The sequence below is a fragment of the Winogradskyella pacifica genome (assembly GCF_013403915.1).
Classification (GTDB): domain Bacteria; phylum Bacteroidota; class Bacteroidia; order Flavobacteriales; family Flavobacteriaceae; genus Winogradskyella; species Winogradskyella pacifica.
In genome coordinates this window covers 29,742-49,378 of the sequence record NZ_JABFDI010000003.1, presented here as the reverse complement: position 1 = coordinate 49,378, position 19,637 = coordinate 29,742, and the positions used below count along the sequence as shown (strand labels likewise).

Sequence of the window (19,637 nt, the reverse complement as noted above, 5' to 3'; positions counted from 1 at the left end):
TATTATAAACTTAGTTTCTAAGTTAAGATTTTTTAGAATGCATTTACAATCGCATAGAAATCTTCTGCGTTAAGTGCGGCTCCTCCAATTAAACCACCATCTACATCTGGTTTTCCAAAGATCTCTTTAGCGTTTCCTGGCTTTACACTTCCACCATAAAGGATAGAAACAGAATCAGCAACATCGTTACCATATTTATCAGCTAGTGTTTTTCTGATAAAGGCATGCATATCTTGTGCTTGCTCTGGACTAGCAGTTTCGCCTGTTCCGATGGCCCAAACTGGCTCATAAGCTAATACGATATTTTTAAAGGCATCAGCTTCTAAATGAAATAATGCATTTTTAATCTGACCTTCTACAACAGCTTCATGATTTTCAGATTTTCTATCTTGTAATTCTTCACCAAAACAGAAGATTGTTCTCATATCATTTGCTAAAGCGGCATCCACTTTTTTAGCTAACGATTCGTCCGTTTCATTATAATACGCACGACGCTCACTATGACCTAAAATAACCGTTTTAACTCCGATACTTTTTAACATACTAGCGCTAATTTCACCAGTATATGCTCCGTTTTCAGCAAAGTGCATGTTCTGAGCAATAACCTCTATAGACTCTTGTCTTAAAGATTCAAACGCTTGCCATAAGTTGGTAAACGTTGGTGCAATCATAACCTCAGCATCTGATGTTTGATTTTGTTTTAACAAATCTGTTATCAGAAGTTCCGATTGCGGTAAATCATTATTCATTTTCCAGTTTCCGGCTACGATATGTTTTCTCATAATATAAGTATATTAAATTTTTAATTTCAGTACACAAAAATAACATAATAAAGATGAAAGTAAATTGACAATTGTCAGTATTTCATTATGATAACTTCACTCTTGGATCTAACCAAGCATAAATGATATCTACAAAAATATTAATCGTAATAAATATAATCGCTATCACTAAAACAGCTCCCATTATTACTGGTAAATCTAAAGTATTAAGTGCATTTACAATTTCTTTCCCTAAGCCGTTCCACCCAAAAATATATTCCACAAAAACAGCTCCTGCTAACATCGATGCAAACCAACCTGAAATTGCAGTAACTACAGGGTTTAAAGCATTTTTAACCGCATGATTTTTAATCACCTGAAACTCACTCAAGCCTTTAGCTCGCGCCGTTCTTATATAATCTTGGTTTAAAACTTCTAATAGCGAGTTTCGCATTAACTGAATCACAACGGCTAATGGTCTAATCCCTAAAACGATTGCTGGAAGGATTAAGTTTTTCCATTGAATACGCATCTTTTCGCCAAAGTCATCGAGTTCGTATAAACTACCTGTCATTTCTAAATTGGTGTATTTATGTAATACAAAACCAAATAACCATGCAAATAAAATGGCACTAAAAAAGGACGGTACACTCATACCAAACGTACTTAAAATCTGAATTGTTTTATCGATCCAAGTGTCCTTATATAAAGCCGAAATAATACCGAAAACAATACCTAAGGCAATGGCGATAATAATAGCAGAAATTGCTAAAACAAACGTATTTGGAATGGTTTCACCAATAATATGACTTACTTTCTTTCCTTGTTTAGCAAAGGACTCTCGTAAATACGGCGCTTTTATAACCGTAGTGGTATTCCCAAAGCTGAATAGTTCTGTTGCTGTATACTTATTTGGGCTTAAATAGGTATAATCATTTTCCGTTTTAGAGTGAAACGAAATTGGTGACAAATCATTCAGGTAATATAAAAACTGCGTTCCGATAGGCTTATCAAATCCGTATTTCTTCTTTACCGCAGCGACTTGTTCTTCTGATTGGTTTTGTCCGAGCATCATTTTTGCAGGGTCACCAAGTTTATTAAATAAAAAGAAAATGACGGTTATAACACCTAGTAAGGTGATAAAGGCATAGAAGATTTTATTGATTAAATATCTTATCAAAAAAATAGGTTGTTATAAAACTCCGTTAAAACATCATTTAATTAAAAATTGACACTAAAATACTACGTTATAAACTATAACTCAATATCTTCAATATCATTCCAATGCGCCTTGTTTACAACAGTTCCTTTGTTTAATATGATGATTCCAGGATTTGCACGCACAATGGTTTTAACTACTTTTTCGTCACAGAGATAAATATCGAAATTAAAATTATATTCTGCTTTTGCTTGCGCTTTATCCGCAGCACCAGATGACGATAAACCAATTACAGTATAGCCTTTTTTAATAGCCTCATCTGTAAACGATTTCAACTTTGCCATACCTTCTGCTTCGCCTTTGGTGACGTTGTACATGGTTACCATTACTAATTTTTCTTGTTCTAAGAAATACCCTGTTAAATCTTCTTCATCAGATTCAATAGAAAAATCTTGAATGGCAGGAATATACCCTTCGTCTATAGTCTTAGTTTCTACTCCAACATACTCACCATCTACACTAGGATAACTTCCATTGGTCACAAACTCTTGCTCTTCTCCATTGACATTAAATGTCCATGTGTATTCTAAAATTGGTTTTTGAGCATCTTCTGGAATAGCCATTTCTTCAGATAAGTTTTTATCAATCGCATAGGCTCTAAAATCTATAGATGGCAAATGCATTAATACATGATACCCAAACCAAAGCGACACAACAAAACTCAATAGTGCAATCACTGTTGTTGGCAATTTAGAAAATATAGGTTTGATATGTTTTACACCGAAAAACAAAATTAAAGTAAGCACTAATAGCACCACATCTTTGGTAAAGCTTTCCCATGGTGTTAATTTTAAGGCATCACCGAAGCAACCACAGTCTTTTACTTTATCGAAATACGCCGAATAAAACGTTAGGAACGTAAAAAAGACAATCATCAATAACAAACTCCAAACTGTGAATTTAGGTTTATAGCCAATTAATAAGAAGACTCCTAAAACGACTTCAAAAACCACAACAATAACTGAAATACCAAGGGCATACGGAATTAGGAATTCTAAATTTAAAACATCAGACCCAAAATATTCTTCTAGTTTGTATGAAAAACCAAGCGGATCATTCAGTTTTATAAACCCTGAAATAATAAATAATATTCCTGTAAAAATTCTGCTAAGATGTACAATGTATTTCATAAATATTTTAATTCCAAAAATCAAAAACTAAATTCCAAAAAACCTAACATTCAACTTTATTGTTCTACTTCAATTTGTTTATAATGGCAGAGAGAATTTTCTTATGTTCGCTCGCTTCTAAAATTAATTCTTCAATTCTGTCTTTATGAGTTTCGTTTAATTCCTTTAAAAGCTTCAGCCAATACTCACTTTCTTTTGCCTCTTTTCTAGAAATTCTTAATCGAAACTTTAAATCTTTATCCCCTAACTTTTCATTAGCTTCAATATAATTTGCCCCAACTGAACCGGACGATCTCACCAATTGTTTACAATCTTCTAAATTCGAAATTGTCTTTTTTAAATTCCGAACCAAAAAACGACAGTCTCTAGCAAACGCAAAGGTTCTATCTTCTAAATTGTAAATTTTATCTTTTCCCAAATCTCTTGGAATTTAGTTCCGATAACTATCGGAATTCTATTTTGATCATTGCTTTGATTCACCTAAGTGAATTAAAGCAAAAATCGCATAATTAATCATGTCTTGATAATTAGCATCAATACCTTCACTTACTAGTGTTTTTCCTGCATTGTCTTCAATCTGCTTTACACGTAATAATTTCTGTAAGATTAAATCCGTTAACGAACTTACACGCATATCTCTCCAAGCCTCACCATAATCGTGATTTTTATCGAGCATTAATTGTTTGGTGAGTGCAATTTTTTCATCGTAAAGTTTAGCCGCTTCTTCAGTGTTTAAATCGGGTTGTTCAACAACACCTTTTTCTAACTGAATTAAAGCCATTAAACAATAATTAATAATACCGATAAATTCACTTACCTCTCCTTCATCTACTTTTCTAACCGCATTTTGTTGCAATCCTCTAATGCGCTGTGCTTTTATAAAAATTTGATCGGTTAAAGATGGCAATCTTAAAATGCGCCATGCACTCCCATAATCACTCATTTTATTTACAAAAAGCGCTCTACATTTAGCGATAACAGCATCGTATTGTTTTGAAGTATCTTGCATCTATTACGTTATAATTTCCGTAAATTTCGCATAAATAAATTAGAAGTTCAAAGTTTGGGGTTTAAAGTTTTCTTAACGCCTTTTTTAGAGTAAACATGAATATAAATTGTAAAGGAAAATTAATCAATTTATCCACACCAAAAGTGATGGGTATATTGAATGTTACGCCAGATTCGTTTTTTGATGGTGGAAAATATAAAGATGAAACTGCTATTTTAAATCAAGTTGAAACCATGCTAAACCATGGAGCTACTTTTATTGATATTGGTGGTTATAGTTCTAGACCAAATGCTGATGCTATTAGTGAGGAAGAAGAATTAAACCGCGTCATTCCTATCATTAAATTAATCTTGAAACATTTTTCGGATACTTTAATTTCTATTGACACCTTTAGAAGTGAGGTTGCTAAACAAAGTATTGAAGCAGGAGGTGCACTAGTTAATGACATTTCAGCAGGAAAACTTGATGACAATATGCTTTCTACCGTTGGAAAATTAGGCGCCCCTTATATAATGATGCATATGAAAGGGAATCCCAAAACCATGCAACAGCATACAACATATACTGATTTAACTAAAGAGGTGATTGCTTATTTTGCAGAACGTATCGCAGCGGCACACCAAGAAAAAATTAATGATATTATTATTGATCCTGGATTTGGTTTCGCAAAAACAGTAGACCAAAATTTTGAATTACTCAATCAACTCGAATTGCTTCAACTTACCGACAAACCTATTTTAGCTGGTGTATCTCGAAAATCTATGATTTACAAAACGCTAAATTCAACGTCTGAAAAGGCCCTCAACGGCACCACTGCGTTACATATGGTGGCGTTACAAAAAGGCGCGAAAATTTTACGTGCACACGACGTCAAAGAAGCGATGGAATGTGTAACAATTTATAACCAATTGAAATCTAATTAACCTATGCGTTACATTTATTTACTTATTATTTTATGCTGTTTTAGTTGCAATAACGAACGCCTTTTATACTTGCCTGAAATCGAAAATGCCGAAATCACCGAAGTCTTAGACGTGTCACCTGCTTATATTTTTTATGATGAAACAGCGCCCGATTCTACATTATTGAATCGCAAAAATTTAATTAGCACAACCAATTGGTTAGTGAATGTAGATAAGCGCTTAACCTTAAAACAAGCGATTCCTAAGATTATATTGATGCAAGAAAAAAAGCGAAATGCTAAAATGCACAAAAACGAGAATGCCAAAAATTATTTTACTTGTAATGATACGAGTATCGGGAGTTTGGGGTTTATTGAGTTTACGGATGTGGTATTTAAAGAAAATATCAAAATTGATACGGTCTATCATAAATACAACATACCTACCGAAGAAAACTTGAAAAGAGTTGCAGGTTTCCATGCCTGCTCAACAATTCCATTAATCTTTAAAGACAGTAATCACTTCGAAATTGGTGAACAAGAATCAAAAATCTATGAGTTAAAAAATAAACTCGACAAGTTGACGGAAATTAATTTTATCGGAATTCATTTACAACTCTACTTCGATGAGAATTTATCATTTCAAGATTATATAACAATTAGAAGAAAAATTAATTCTCTTAATTCAGATTTAATTTCGGTGGATTTTAACGAATTCATTTATTAAATAAAAAAAAGATTTATACGTTTTGAAAAAACACCCCTAAAGTCCCCTCAAGGGGACAACGGACAAATTAAACGTTCTTGGATTGTCCCCTTGAGGGGACTTTAGGGGTGTAAATATTTTAATATCGAAAAAGTAAATGAGCTAACAATTATTATTTTTACTTACGTACTTAACATAAATTACTAAATTAGCAGAAACACCAGCCTTTTGGAAAACTTACAACTTTGGGATTTTAGATTTATAGACTTTGTGGATGTCTTCCTTGTGGCTATCCTACTCTATTACATCTACAAGCTTGTAAAAGGTACGGTTGCCATCAATATTTTTATTGGTATTCTAATCATTTATTTTGCTTGGCGATTAACAGATTACCTCAATATGCACATGCTTTACAGCATTTTTGATGGTTTTATGAAAGTTGGTATTATCGCTTTAATCGTCGTATTTCAACCCGAAATTAGAAAGTTTCTTTTAATGGTGGGTTCTACGAATATTAGCGGAAAGCGAAATCTGTTTAAAAACTTTAAGTTTCTTAAAAACGACGATCAAACCACAACCGATGTGGATTCTATTATTAATGCTTGTAATAAAATGGGAGCGTCTAACACCGGAGCTTTAATTGTTATTGAGCGTAACAACAATTTAGATTTCTTAACAAACACCGGAGATGAGATGAATATTTTAGTGTCTCAGCCCATTATAGAAAGTATCTTTTTTAAAAATAGCCCATTACATGATGGCGCCATTATTATCGATAAAAACGTGGTAAAAGCCACACGTGTTATTCTTCCTGTTAATAACGAGAAGAATATTCCGGAACGTTTTGGTTTACGTCATAGAGCAGCCATTGGTATTACAGAAAAAACAGATGCCATTGCACTTTGTGTGAGTGAAGAAACAGGTCAGATTTCTTATATTAAAAATGGAGAATTTGAAATGTTTAAAAACACGGACGAACTTAGAGATAAAATCAAACACGATTTAGGTTAGTGAACTGTAAAAATTGTAATAACACGCTTAAAGCATCACAGAAGTTTTGTGATGAATGTGGCGCGAAAATCATTCAAAATCGCTTAAAACCACAAGTATTAGCACAACAAGTTAATGAGCAGTTTATTTCTATAGACAATAAATTTCTTCGCACATTCATTGATCTTTTTAAACAACCAGAAACTGTAATCGTGGGTTATATTAATGGTACTCGAAAAAAGTATATTGATGTCCTTCAATATTTTGCAATTGCTTTAACATTAGCTGGTATTCAGGTCTTTTTACTTACTACATTTTTTAGAGACGCCTTAGATTTTACGCCAGAGTTTGCTAAAGCAATAGAAAACATGCCAGAGAAAAACATCAATTCTATGGCAGGTTTTAATCCCGATTTCTTCACAAAGCATCAAGGTTTAATATATATTTTGGGTGTTCCGGTTTCTTCATTAGCAACTTGGCTAGTCTATTTTATTATTGGAGATAAGCGCTTTAATTTTACAGAACACCTCGTTATAAATCTTTATTATTCAGCTCAAATCATCATAATAACAGCTGTATTTAGCATATTGTTCTTAGTTATTGGTATGAATTATCTAATCGTATCAACTATTCTTGGCTTACCTACTTTTATCTATTTAGCATACGTATTAAAAAAAGTATTTAAAGAAGATTTTTGGAATACAGTTGCTAAATTTTTAATTGTGATGGTTTTTTATATGGTTATCTATTTTATCCTAATTATAATCGCGGCTATAGTTTTATTTTTTAATGGTTATTTTAAAATTTAAATTATGAATTGTAAAAACTGCCACACAGAGCTATCAACAAAAGATGATTATTGTAAATGCTGTGGTGGTAAAGTGATTAGAAATCGTTTGACTTTTAGAAATCTTTTTGAGCATATTAGTGAAACGTTTTTCAATTATGATAACAAGTTATTGCGAACTTTTGTTCAACTTTTTAAACAACCGGAAGATGTTATAGATGGTTACGTAAATGGTACACGAAAAAAATACGTTAATGTCATTAGCTATTTTGCATTAGCCATAACCATATCTGGGTTTTACCTTATAATAGTTAAAAAATTCTTTCCCGAAACCTTCGATTTTTCTCAAATGACTATTTCTGGTCAAGAAGAGTTTCAGAAAAAGAATATGTCATTTATTGAAGAGTATCAATCCATACTAATGATGCTATATGTGCCTTTGTATGCTTTAATGGCTCGGATTACATTCTTCAATATCAAAAAATACAACTACACAGAGTTGCTTGTTGTTTTTATGTATATACAAGCACAAATATCAATAGCCAGTGCAATAGTCATAATTACTTTAGGAGTCTTAGGAATAAGCTCAAGCATTGTTGGAATGCTTATGGTGCCATTAATGATCATCTATTCAGCATACGTTCTTAAACGACTATTAGAACTTAGCACTTCTGATATTATAGTTAGAACATTATTGTTTTTTGTTGTGTTAGGAATAACCTTCGTTATTATTACAATAATTGTGTTTGTTGTATTGTTCTTCACAGGTGATTTACAAGAAACATTTGGACCAGCCTTTGAAGCTGGCAAAAAAATAGGAGAAGAAGCTTCTAAAGCAAATTAAGCCACTTCAACCTTTAAAAACTGAACTTCATAAAGGTTTTTGTAATACCCTGATTCTTTTGCCAGAAGTGATTTGTGCGTGCCAATTTCAACAATTTCTCCTGCATCCATCACAATAATTTTATCAGCCTGCTGTATCGTAGCTAATCGGTGAGCAATTACAATTGAGGTTCTTCCTTTTGTGATTTTATCGGTTGCATCTTGTATAAGTTGCTCAGAATAGGAATCTACAGAAGATGTGGCTTCATCTAAAATTAATATACTCGGATTAGTCACATAAGCTCTTAAGAAAGAAATTAATTGACGTTGACCAGAAGATAACATGACACCACGTTCTTTTACATTATAATGATACCCATTAGGAAGACTAGAAATAAACTCATGAATTCCTATGGCTTTAGCAGCGTTTACAACATCGGCTTCTGTAATGTTAGGATTATTAAGCGAGATATTATTTAAAATAGTATCCGCAAATAAAAACACATCTTGTAACACTACTGCAATTTGGCTTCTAAGCGAGCTTAAGGTCATGTCCTTAATATCGATAGCATCAACTTTTATAGTTCCTGAATTGATTTCATAAAAACGATTCAATAAATTAATAATAGTAGATTTTCCAGCTCCTGTTGCCCCAACTATAGCAACGGTTTCACCAGCTTTAACATTAAACGAAATACCTTTAAGAACTTCTTCATCTTTAATATAAGAGAATCGTACATCTTCAAATGAAATATGTCCTTTAAAATGACTGGCTTCAATAGTACCAGAATCATCAATATTAGAGGTTGTATCTAACACTTTAAAAACACGATCTGCAGCGACCATTCCCATTTGAAGCGTATTGAACTTATTTGCGATTTGGTTTAAAGGTCTAAACAACATTGGTATAAACATCGTAAAAGCAATTAAATCTCCCAATGTTGTACCTGCATTTTCAGAAATAGCATTAAAACCACCTACCAAAATAACCATCGCCATTGTTAATGACGCTAAAAATTCTGCAATAGGAAAGAAAATAGAATTATACCAAACCGTTTTTAACCATCCTTTTTTATGACGTTCATTAATAGCTTTAAACTTTTTATATTCAGTAGTTTCACGTGTAAACAATTGTAATATTTTCATACCTGTAACACGTTCTTGAACAAAAGAATTCAAATTTGAAACTTCCGTACGCACGTCTTCAAAAGCAATTTTCATATACTTCTGAAAAATCTTAGTGGCGAATAAAACTATTGGCATTGTAACAAAAACAATAAGGCTCAATTTTAAATTTATAAATGACATAAATCCTGCGACTACAATCATTTTTAAAATGTCACTAAAAATCATGAATAAACCTTCACCAAAAATATCAGCAATACGCTCCATATCCGTGACAGCTCTTGTTATTAAAACACCAACTGAGGATTTATCGAAATAGGTCATTTTAAACTTAAGCATGTGCTTAAATAATTTCACCCTAATATCCCTAACCACAGATTGTCCTAACCAACTTGCATAATAGATAAAAAGCAACTGCGATACAACTTCAAAAATTAATAATGCAAGCATTATAACCATGTAAATTACAAAGCCATTATACTCCTTATTTGCAATTTTAACGTCAATAGCCTCTTTTAAAACATAAGGTCTAAAAGCACCGAATACCGCCAAGCCAACAACACAAAATAATGAAATAACAAAAACCGTACGGTACGGTTTTATGTATTTCAACAATCGTGTAAACAACGATACATCAAATATTTTTTTCTTTTTATCTGTCATACTTATTTCCCTAAAAACGGGGAACCTCTTCAATTTAATTTTCTATTCTTATCGTTTTAGGATACACTATATTTACTAAATACAGGCCATGTGCAGGAACTGAAAACCCGGCTTCACTCCTATTCTTTGAAGCAATAATAGCATGCAATTCTTCAGGTTTCATTTTTCCTAAACCAATATTAACCATTGTACCAACAATGGCTCTAACCATATTTCTTAAAAACCGATCCGCAGTAATTGTAAAAACAAGTTGCTCATTGATTTTTGTCCAATGTGCCTCTTTTATATCACAATTATACGTTTTTACATCAGTATTCGTTTTTGAAAAGCATTGAAAATTTTTATACTGAAATAAGATTTTACAAGCTTCATTCATCGCTTCAAGATCTAAAGGTGATTGTATTTGGTAGGCAAAATCGTAATTAAATACATTTTTAGACGTCGAGATTTTATAGTTATACGTTCTACTTTCCGCATAAAACCTAGCATGTATCTCTGGCTTCACTTCAAAAACAGAAGTGATTGCCACATCTTTTGGTAAAAATGAATTCAGTTTATAGACGATATCTATAGACTTAAAATCTCCTTCATAATCAAAATGCGCAAACATTTGTGAAGCATGCACCCCAGTATCTGTTCTACCTGCTCCCATTATAGATATTTTAGTATTCAAAATGGTAGAAAGCGCTTTTTCTATTACTTCTTGTACAGAAATAGCATTGGGCTGATTTTGCCAACCATGATATGCTTTACCATTATATGATAACTCTAAAAAATATCTCAAAAGATTACATTATTTTTGCTTCGGAATCTACAAAGATAACTTTATTCCTGCGAAGGCAGGAATCTCCTTAACAAAACATTAGAGATATAAACCTTCTTTTTTCAGGAAAGAATACAGGAAAACATACTGAATTAAGTTCAGCGTTATAATGAAAAAAATACTCCTTTTATCAGACACACACAGTTACATCGACGACGCCATTCTTAAACATGTAAAACAGGCTGATGAAGTATGGCACGCAGGCGACATCGGAGATTTAGAGGTTACTGATCAAATTAAAAATTTAAAACCTTTACGAGCTGTTTACGGTAATATAGACGATGCTAAAGCACGAACTGAATTCCCGCTTCATAACCGATTTATGTGCGAAGATGTTGACGTTTGGATAACTCATATTGGTGGTTATCCTCCAAAATATAACAGCAATGTTCGTGATGCATTAGTTGCGAATCCACCAAAATTATTTATCACAGGGCATTCTCACATCTTAAAAGTGATGCCAGATAAAAAACTAAATTTAATTCATATGAATCCTGGGGCAGCTGGAAAGCATGGGTTTCATAACGTGCGGACGATGTTGCGGTTTAAAATTGACGGTGCAGCAATTAAGGACTTAGAAGTTATAGAGTTTGAAACTAGGTAATTTTGAGATTAAATTACTTTTTAGCCCCCCTTGCACTATATATCAATCCCAAAAGAGCGGTTCCTACACCTATAAATAGTGACGTTCCCATAGTAAATGAAGCCAATTTATATAGTAAGAAACTTAAAACTAAAGCGGCTAATACATGTAAAATAACTTGTTTTCTCATTTATATCGTTTGTTAATTGAAGGCATTTACAGCCTTCAACTAAATTACAAAATTTTCTAAAACAAATATATTTTTCACTAAAAGACAAAAAAAACCCAGACGGCAGCGTCTGGGTTTTCACACTAATACTACTAAGATTTTAGGTCTATCGTAATCGATCTACAGATTTCACGAGATCTTCATCCTTTTTAATAGCCTTGTTAGCCAAGACTAAACACACAATAGAAAAAATAGGAAGAAGAATCCCAATACCTTTCTCAGAAATGTTAATTTCTCCAGATAAGCTTAGCGATTGATATACAAAGATTCCTAGTAAAATAAAGTTTAATATGATATTAAGTCGTCCCAAAACAAATTGAGATTTCCTGTCTTTAAATCTAAATATTGATGTCAAAGCTAATAAAGCTGAGCCTAAAAACAAACCTAAATACAAATAATTATCTAAAGCATATACTTTTACTCCTTCACTGTCCGTCCATAAATGAAAGACAAAGATTAAGCCTGCTGAAATGATAACAGCTAAAAGTAAATATAGAGTTTGAATGCGTTGAATCATATCTTTTATTGAAAAAGCTCTGCAAAATTAGGAGTTTATTTTTTAAAAAGATAGAAATTATTTTAAAATAAAATTGTATTATTGCAATAGGAAGAAGTAACGTACTGAGTTGCATCCTCCTAATCTTCCAAATTAATCTCACTTTTTTTCTTTTTATTTCATCTAGAAAATATTGAATTAATAATATCAAAATTATAATACATATACAACATATAGAATGTTTGAAATTTCTCAGTTAAAGGCTAAAAAACTTCCTGAATTACAGGAGATAGCAAAACAACTAAACGTACCTAAATACCGTACACAAAAAAAGCTAGACTTGGTTTATCAAATTTTAGATTACCAAGCAGCTAACCCTAGTGCTGTAAAGGCAAAGGTAGCAACTGAGACATCAGTAGCAACTGAAGCAAAGGAGACTAAACCAGCTCCAAAACGCGCTAGAGTTCCACAAAAACCTAAAGAGAGTGAAGAGCAAAAATCTATAGAGTTTGCTGACAAGAAAGAAGACTCTAAAGCAAAGCCTCAAGTACAAAATAAACCAAATCCTCGTAAACCCCAAGAGCGTAAGCCACAGGAAAATAAACCGCAGGATACTAAGAATAAAGAGGAAAAATCTAATACAGAAAAACCTGTAAAAGAGAAGCCTCAGAACAAACCACAAGAACAAAAGAAACCTAATCCTCGTAAAGATGATAAACGTCGTCCACAAAACGATAGGCAACCACGTTCTAAAGATGGTAATACTCATGGTAATAATTCAAAAAGCAATGGTAATAAAGATAGCAGAAATCGCTATCGTGAGCCAGATTTTGAATTCGATGCTATTATTGAAAGTGAAGGTGTTTTAGATGTTATGCAAGATGGTTATGGATTTTTAAGATCCTCAGATTATAACTATCTATCGTCTCCTGATGATATTTATGTATCTCAATCTCAAATTCGTTTATTTGGTCTTAAAGTTGGTGATACTGTACTAGGAAATGTACGTCCACCAAAAGAAGGTGAAAAATATTTCCCTTTAATTAAAGTTAGCAAAATTAACGGTCAATTGCCTAATGTGGTAAGAGATAGAGTTGCTTTTGAACATTTAACACCACTATTTCCACAAGAGAAATTTAATATTGCCGAAAAGCAAGCAACAATTTCTACGCGTATTATGGATTTGTTCGCACCAATTGGTAAAGGACAACGTGGTATGATTGTATCGCAACCAAAAACAGGTAAAACAATGTTACTTAAGGATGTTGCCAATGCTATTGCAGCGAATCATCCTGAGGTTTATCAAATGATTTTATTAATTGACGAACGTCCTGAAGAAGTTACAGATATGCAACGTAATGTTAGTGGAGAAGTTATCGCTTCTACTTTTGATAAAGAAGCACACGAGCATGTAAAAATTGCAAATATCGTTTTAGAAAAAGCAAAACGTTTAGTAGAATGTGGACACGATGTTGTGATCTTATTAGATTCTATTACGCGTTTGGCAAGAGCTTATAACTCTGTACAACCAGCATCTGGTAAAATTCTTTCTGGTGGTGTTGATGCTAATGCTTTACACAAACCAAAACGTTTCTTTGGAGCTGCACGTAACATTGAAAATGGTGGTTCTTTAACTATTATTGCTACAGCATTAACAGAAACTGGTTCTAAAATGGACGAAGTTATCTTTGAAGAATTTAAAGGAACGGGTAACATGGAACTACAATTAGATCGTAAGATTTCTAACCGTCGTATTTTCCCTGCTATCGATTTAACTTCATCAAGCACAAGACGCGATGATATTTTATTAGATGCAACTACAATACAAAGAATGTGGGTGATGCGTAAGTATCTTGCAGATATGAACCCAGTTGAAGCTATGGAATTCATTAATGACCGTTTTAAGCAAACAAGAAACAATGAAGAGTTCTTAATTTCTATGAATGGCTAATAGCCTGAATATATAAAACTAAAAAAACCTTGAAATTAGCTTTCAAGGTTTTTTTATGCTTTTTTTTTATTTGAATTAAACCCTAGGTTTATCAATACCTCTATCGTACATCACTATACTACCTGCTACCGACACATTAAGACTTAGTTGGGATTGGAATTTTATTAAAAAATGACTTTTTTCAATCGCCTGGTTAGACAAACCATGATCTTCTGCTCCTAATAAATAAACACAACGTCTAGGATGTTTAAACGTTTCTAAAGGCACAGCTTCTTCCGTTAATTCTACACCAACAAGCCTTGCTCCTTTAGGGATATTATTAAAAAACTCTTCAAAGGTCTCATAATGAAAATAAGGCATGGACTTCACTGCATTGTGCGTATCGCACGCCTGTTTAGCATAACGATTTCCTATTGTAAAAATAAAACTCGCCCCTAAATTTTGAGCAGATCTCCAAAGCACCCCAAGATTTTCTGGTGTTTTTCCATTCTGAATTCCAATTCCGAAGAATTCATTTGTAAAATTATCATTCATGACTCAAAAATAAAAATTTGAATTATTTTTTGATTCAAAATCATAAAAAAAAGAGGTTGTATAAATATTTTAATTAATATTTATACAACCTCCATCTGATATATATTATGCTGTTACAGCTAACTTAATCTTTATAATATTTTACATACATTTAGTATAATACATTTCTAACTTATGTCAGCTTGAGTGCAGTCGAAGAATTAAATCCCTATAAGTTTTCGACTGCGCTCAATGTGACCTTTCTCTCTTCATTCTTTTTCAAATAGTCAATTTTATTAGTATATATTATGCTGTTGCAGCTAACTTAATGTTTTGTTTATACTCAATTGGCGAGCAATTATATTGCGCTTTAAATATTTTAGAGAAATAACTTCTACTAGAAAACCCAAGAGAATATACAATCTCCGAAATATTTAAATCTGTGTTTTTAATTAGCTCTTCAGATTTTTTAACTCTCACCGATCTGATAAAATTATTTAACGTTTTACCATGCATCAGTTTAAATCCTTCTTGAACTTTAGCCGGACTTATTGAAATCTTTGCTGCTAATTCTGTAACACTCAAATTGGTTTCAGGAAAATTATTAATGAAATCTGATAATTCTTTTACTTGTTTTAATTCAAAACTAGTTAATGATCCTGTAGGGTTTTGAGAACTTTTTACATCCATTGAGTGTTGTTCTATTTCCATTGCTAATATAAAGTTTACTAAACCTTGGATTAGTAATGTTCTTACAACACCATCTTGTTTTATAGCCTTTAATTGCTTAATGTTTTCTGCAATTTTTAAGTTATATGAGCCTACATAACTATAATCTGCTGTGTTCCCTGAAATGAAAAGTTCTGAAACCATATTATTTATATGGTGTTTAGCTGAACTCTTCTCAGACGTGTTAACCGAAATAATGGTAGAGTTAACATAGATATCTTTAAAGAAGCTGATATGGTTTTCACTAGTTTCAATATTAGCGGAAATACCTGTTTGAAATGTCTCCACAATGTTTGAATTCCTATCATTATTGAAAGAATGTTTTAATTTTCCTTCCGAACAATATAAAAAGTTTACAACTGATCGTTTTGAGCTTTCAACTACGAACGTTACGTCTTCTTTAAATTTTACATCAAACTCTATAAAAACTGTATGTCTCTCTAATTCTATACCTCTAATTATCCCTACGCCTAACTCATTATCAATTTTTAACTCAACCTCTCTTCGGTTTGTTGTAAAAGTTCCACCAACTTCATTATTTAAAGCGTGAAACATAAATTGTAAATTATTTGCTTTAATCTCTATAGTTTTCATATGTGTTTGTTTTTTGGTTAGACAGTAATTTTATTAGTCTTAAGTAGGATGGTAATCTTGTAAGTTTAAAAGGTCTTTTTGGAGCTTACTATAGCATTCAATTTTGAATACTCCAGTTCTGAATATGCAACTTCAATTTTGCGTTTTGGAAAAATTCTTCCAACTCTAGCAAATTGCTTTTGTAAGTGTTTAGATGATATTTTCATGGTGTGATGGATTAGGTTAATTTTCTTATGTCAAAGTAACGAACTCTTTAGGCTTACTGTGTTATACAATTCCCTAGCTTTGTTATATTATTCCGAATTACTGTTAAACAATACTTAAAAAAGCGCTAATGAGATGCCCAAAAAGTTAGACATCAGCCTATCAAAAGTTGAAGCTACACTTATAACATAGCGTAAATAGACATCGTTGAGAAATAGAAAAATGTACTTAAATAAAAATTTGAATTGAGATAACCTTGAATAAGGTTTCTGTTACTCCTTAGAATTATTTCTATTAACCACTACAAGTAAAATAATAGCCAATATTAGCAATAAGTGAATGACGGCCGATAATGCATAGACAAAAAATCCAATAGCCCAAAGGATAACTAGTAATACTAAAAAAGCATAAATAAAAGTCTTCATGGTAGAAAAACGATTTAATTAAGGGCATCAACTTTATAGGGAAATTTGCTTCAAACAATTTTAAAACAAACTTTTAAGCAATTATAAAATAACGGTCAGTTCTTAGCAAATATGCTCAATTAGAAATAGAGCATGTTATACAATTTCAGAAAATGTTTATACTATTTTAAAAACGGCAAGTAAATAATAAATGAGGCACCAGCATTGGGCATACTTTCCGCCAAAATAACTCCCTTGTGGTTTTCTACAATCTTTTTGCAAATTGCTAAACCGATACCGGTACCAGAATATTCAGATTTACCGTGTAACCTATTAAATAGTAAGAAAATCTTATCGGCATACGTTTGCTCAAACCCAATACCATTGTCCTTAAAGGTAATCTTATGGTGAAACTTATATAACGAGTCTTTAATCTCTTCTACATCCTTAGATAGCACCTCTTGGTGTGTAATTTCGATTATTGGCGGAACTCCTTCACGACTATACTTTAATGAATTACTTATTATATTAATAAATAATTGTTGAATTTGAAATGAAATCACATCCATTGTCGGTAAATCATCACAAATAATTGTAGCTTGTTTTTCTTCAATGCTATCTAAAAGCTCTGTTTTAGCATGCTCTAATAGCATATTCATATTTGTTCTTAAATACTCTTTTTCTGATGTGTTTGTTCGAGAATATTGTAACAAATCCTCTATAAGCATTCGCATTCTGGCAGATGCAGATTTCATTCTTTGAATATAAAGTTGCCCACTTTCGGAAATATGATCCTTTTCTTTAGCCTCTAATCGCGACATAAAGGTCTGAATTTTTCTTAGCGGCTCTTGTAAATCATGACTCGCAACATAGTTAAATGCAGACAGTTCTTTATTAGTACGTTCTAATTCTTGGTTGCGCTGCTCAATGATTCGATAATTTTCTAATTCATTTGTAACATCAATAGTGACACCAAACATTTTTTTATCACCTTCTGTATCATCCATCATTTTAGAATAAGCCTTTAAGTGTCTTATGGTTCCATCTTTATGAACTACACGATACGTTGTAAAAGGCAATTCCTCTTCTCGCATCATCATATTAACTTGCTGCCCCAAATGATTAATATCTTCTTCGTGTACGTATTTATAAAAATTCTCTAAAGTCGGCTCAAAACTTTGTGGTTCTTCACCTACCAAACGGTATAAATTATCTGAAAATTCAAATTCATTGTCTTCAATATACCAGACCCAAGTACTAGTATTACTCACAATTTCAGATTGCTTGGTTAATTTTTCAAAAATTTCTAATTCAATATTATTTTCTTTAAGAGCTTTTAAATCCTTACTCATTTTAAAATAAGCCAATAAAAGAATAACTAACGTAACTATTAATAGGCCATAAAATAATAAGGGAGTTAGCCCTATCTTTTTCTCATTTATCTCTTGATTGTGTGTTAACAGACGTTGCTCTAAATCTAACATTGCAGTGATATCTGCACGAATTCTGTCCATCCTTATTTCACCTTCATGCAGTAAAAATAATAAGTCTTGTGTTAGAATTGTATCATCCTTAGCAAGACTAAATGATTTATCAAAATTATTGAATCGCTTCTTTATATCCTCCTTTAACTCCTTCAGTTTTTCTACTTGCTCGCCATTAGAGACAATCAGTGTATCTAATTTATGAAGGTTGCTAGTTACTTTCTGTAAACTTTCTTCATACGGATTCAGAAATAAAGAATCGTGTGTGAGCAAAAAGCCTCTATGTCCTATTTCGGCATCCTTAAGATTAGAAATAATGAGTTCTAGCTCACTTCTTAATGAATAATTATCTTTAACAACTTTTGATGTTTGAGAGAGCTCACTAATATGTTTATATGTAAAACCACCAATACATAAAATAACGAAAAGACCAACAATAAACGCGGTTCTTAGATATCTGCTAGAAGGTGTAGGCATAGATTATAATCTTAATAAAAAATTGTCTTTATTTAAACCACTGGTTTGATATTGCCAATTGGTTGTTACGACTTCTGAAAGAACTTTTTTAAGTTTTTCAAAATCATTGGGTTTCTTAATGTACACATTGGCTCCTTTAACAAAGGTATTTTCAATATCCTCTTCAGAAGCTGATGTAGAGTATATGGCAATTACCATTTCTCGTAAGCGTTCGGTAGCTTTGATGTCTTTTAAACATTCTAATCCTGATTTCTTTGGCATGTTTAAATCGAGAAACAAAAGGCTTGGAAGTGTATTGTCTCCATCATTTAAATACTCCATTAATTCTATACCATCCTTAAAAAGTAGAACTTTACTTTTAAGTTTCAATTCATCAAAAGCCTCTGTAAAAAACAATCTGTCGTCTTCATCATCATCAGCCAACGCTATATTAATATAATCGCTATTCATACTTCAAAATTAAGGTTAGTTTAATTTATTTGTTTTCTTTTAGCAATAATTCGCTGAAAAGCAGACGGCGTAATGCCTGTTGTATTTTTAAACTGCTTACTTAAATGCGCAACACTAGAATAGTCGAGTTTAAAGGCTATTTCGGTGAGCGAAAGTTCTTCATTTGTCAATAATATCTTAGTATATTCTATTTTCTGTAAGATAATAAAATTTTCGATGGACGTATACGTCACTTCCGAAAACAGATTAGATAAATAATTGTAATTCTCTTCTAACTGTTCTGCTAAATAAACTGAAGTCTTAACATTTACATCCCTTTCATTAAAGACCATATCTACAATAACATCTTTAATTTTTTGAATCACAATCTTTTTAGGATCTTCTATAATTTCTATCCCAAAATCATTTATATCATCATGAAATCTTTTTAATTGTTCTTCAGAGACCTTAGCCATCAATTCTATTTCACCAAATGCAGTTTGCTGATAATTGAATTGGTGTGCTTCTAACTTTTGCTTTAAAATAGTATTGCAAACCTTAGTAAAATCAAATTTCAGTAATAATTTCATGTTGTAGTATTGTTCTTT

The 19,637-nt window shown here is 32.1% G+C and carries 21 protein-coding genes; 7 read left to right on the top strand and 14 right to left on the bottom strand.

What is annotated here, in order from left to right; genetic code table 11:
• Positions 1-32: 32 nt before the first annotated feature.
• The 5 genes from tpiA to HM984_RS03590 form a co-directional block, all read right to left on the bottom strand.
• Entirely contained in the window at positions 33-782 is a 750-nt protein-coding gene (gene tpiA, locus HM984_RS03610) for a triose-phosphate isomerase (protein WP_179348156.1), read from the bottom strand.
• Between the two features lie 85 nt (positions 783-867).
• Positions 868-1,941, bottom strand: a complete 1,074-nt coding sequence (locus HM984_RS03605; RefSeq protein ID WP_115807644.1) for an ABC transporter permease — start codon at positions 1,939-1,941, stop codon at positions 868-870.
• 74 nt (positions 1,942-2,015) lie between these two features.
• Positions 2,016-3,110, bottom strand: a complete 1,095-nt coding sequence (locus HM984_RS03600; protein WP_179348155.1) for a BT_3928 family protein — start codon at positions 3,108-3,110, stop codon at positions 2,016-2,018.
• 64 nt (positions 3,111-3,174) lie between these two features.
• On the bottom strand, positions 3,175-3,528 hold the full coding sequence (locus HM984_RS03595) for a four helix bundle protein (protein ID WP_179348154.1): 354 nt from the start codon (positions 3,526-3,528) through the stop codon (positions 3,175-3,177).
• 45 nt (positions 3,529-3,573) lie between these two features.
• On the bottom strand, positions 3,574-4,119 hold the full coding sequence (locus HM984_RS03590) for a DUF1599 domain-containing protein (protein WP_115807647.1): 546 nt from the start codon (positions 4,117-4,119) through the stop codon (positions 3,574-3,576).
• A gap of 95 nt (positions 4,120-4,214) precedes the next feature.
• Here HM984_RS03590 and folP point away from each other — a divergent pair, with 95 nt between their 5' ends.
• The 5 genes from folP to HM984_RS03565 all read left to right on the top strand — a co-directional run bounded on the left by folP (position 4,215) and on the right by HM984_RS03565 (position 8,347).
• On the top strand, positions 4,215-5,042 hold the full coding sequence (gene folP, locus HM984_RS03585) for a dihydropteroate synthase (RefSeq protein WP_179348153.1): 828 nt from the start codon (positions 4,215-4,217) through the stop codon (positions 5,040-5,042).
• A gap of 3 nt (positions 5,043-5,045) precedes the next feature.
• Positions 5,046-5,747, top strand: a complete 702-nt coding sequence (locus HM984_RS03580) for a hypothetical protein (protein WP_179348152.1) — start codon at positions 5,046-5,048, stop codon at positions 5,745-5,747.
• A gap of 207 nt (positions 5,748-5,954) precedes the next feature.
• Positions 5,955-6,737 (top strand): diadenylate cyclase CdaA, encoded by a 783-nt coding sequence (cdaA, locus tag HM984_RS03575; protein ID WP_020896432.1) that lies wholly within the window; start codon positions 5,955-5,957, stop codon positions 6,735-6,737.
• Complete coding sequence (locus HM984_RS03570; RefSeq protein ID WP_179348151.1) at positions 6,737-7,525, top strand: DUF3667 domain-containing protein; 789 nt, start codon at positions 6,737-6,739, stop codon at positions 7,523-7,525. Before cdaA ends, HM984_RS03570 begins: the two co-directional genes overlap by 1 nt.
• Positions 7,526-7,528: 3 nt before the next feature.
• Positions 7,529-8,347, top strand: coding sequence for a DUF3667 domain-containing protein (locus HM984_RS03565; protein ID WP_179348150.1), 819 nt, complete (start codon positions 7,529-7,531; stop codon positions 8,345-8,347).
• Here the strand turns inward: HM984_RS03565 and HM984_RS03560 are convergent.
• Positions 8,344-10,113, bottom strand: coding sequence for an ABC transporter ATP-binding protein (locus HM984_RS03560; RefSeq protein ID WP_179348149.1), 1,770 nt, complete (start codon positions 10,111-10,113; stop codon positions 8,344-8,346). The two genes, HM984_RS03565 and HM984_RS03560, sit on opposite strands and share 4 nt — an antisense overlap.
• 34 nt (positions 10,114-10,147) lie before the next feature.
• Positions 10,148-10,897, bottom strand: coding sequence for a tRNA pseudouridine(38-40) synthase TruA (gene truA, locus HM984_RS03555; RefSeq protein WP_179348148.1), 750 nt, complete (start codon positions 10,895-10,897; stop codon positions 10,148-10,150).
• A 148-nt stretch (positions 10,898-11,045) separates the two neighbouring features.
• On the opposite strand from truA, the gene HM984_RS03550 reads away from it, so the two are divergent.
• Positions 11,046-11,540 carry a metallophosphoesterase family protein gene (locus tag HM984_RS03550; protein ID WP_115807655.1) on the top strand — a complete coding sequence of 165 codons (495 nt, stop codon included), beginning with the start codon at positions 11,046-11,048 and terminating at the stop codon, positions 11,538-11,540.
• A 314-nt stretch (positions 11,541-11,854) separates the two neighbouring features.
• Here the strand turns inward: HM984_RS03550 and HM984_RS03545 are convergent, their stop codons facing one another.
• Positions 11,855-12,265 carry a DUF4293 domain-containing protein gene (locus HM984_RS03545; RefSeq protein WP_179348147.1) on the bottom strand — a complete coding sequence of 137 codons (411 nt, stop codon included), beginning with the start codon at positions 12,263-12,265 and terminating at the stop codon, positions 11,855-11,857.
• A 217-nt stretch (positions 12,266-12,482) separates the two neighbouring features.
• Between HM984_RS03545 and rho the strand changes: the two genes are divergently transcribed.
• On the top strand, positions 12,483-14,195 hold the full coding sequence (rho, locus tag HM984_RS03540; RefSeq protein ID WP_115807657.1) for a transcription termination factor Rho: 1,713 nt from the start codon (positions 12,483-12,485) through the stop codon (positions 14,193-14,195).
• 75 nt (positions 14,196-14,270) lie between these two features.
• On the opposite strand, the gene HM984_RS03535 is transcribed toward rho, so the two are convergent.
• The 6 genes from HM984_RS03535 to HM984_RS03515 form a co-directional block, all read right to left on the bottom strand.
• Positions 14,271-14,729, bottom strand: a complete 459-nt coding sequence (locus HM984_RS03535; protein ID WP_179348146.1) for an RNA methyltransferase — start codon at positions 14,727-14,729, stop codon at positions 14,271-14,273.
• Between the two features lie 285 nt (positions 14,730-15,014).
• On the bottom strand, positions 15,015-16,031 hold the full coding sequence (locus HM984_RS03530; RefSeq protein WP_115807659.1) for a helix-turn-helix domain-containing protein: 1,017 nt from the start codon (positions 16,029-16,031) through the stop codon (positions 15,015-15,017).
• Between the two features lie 476 nt (positions 16,032-16,507).
• Positions 16,508-16,660 (bottom strand): lmo0937 family membrane protein, encoded by a 153-nt coding sequence (locus HM984_RS17635; protein WP_115807660.1) that lies wholly within the window; start codon positions 16,658-16,660, stop codon positions 16,508-16,510.
• A gap of 161 nt (positions 16,661-16,821) precedes the next feature.
• On the bottom strand, positions 16,822-18,600 hold the full coding sequence (locus HM984_RS03525) for a CHASE3 domain-containing protein (RefSeq protein WP_179348145.1): 1,779 nt from the start codon (positions 18,598-18,600) through the stop codon (positions 16,822-16,824).
• Between the two features lie 3 nt (positions 18,601-18,603).
• A complete protein-coding gene (locus HM984_RS03520) occupies positions 18,604-19,050 on the bottom strand; it encodes a response regulator (protein ID WP_115807662.1) in 447 nt (148 codons plus the stop codon).
• 20 nt (positions 19,051-19,070) lie between these two features.
• A complete protein-coding gene (locus HM984_RS03515) occupies positions 19,071-19,619 on the bottom strand; it encodes a helix-turn-helix domain-containing protein (protein ID WP_179348144.1) in 549 nt (182 codons plus the stop codon).
• Positions 19,620-19,637: the final 18 nt, after the last annotated feature.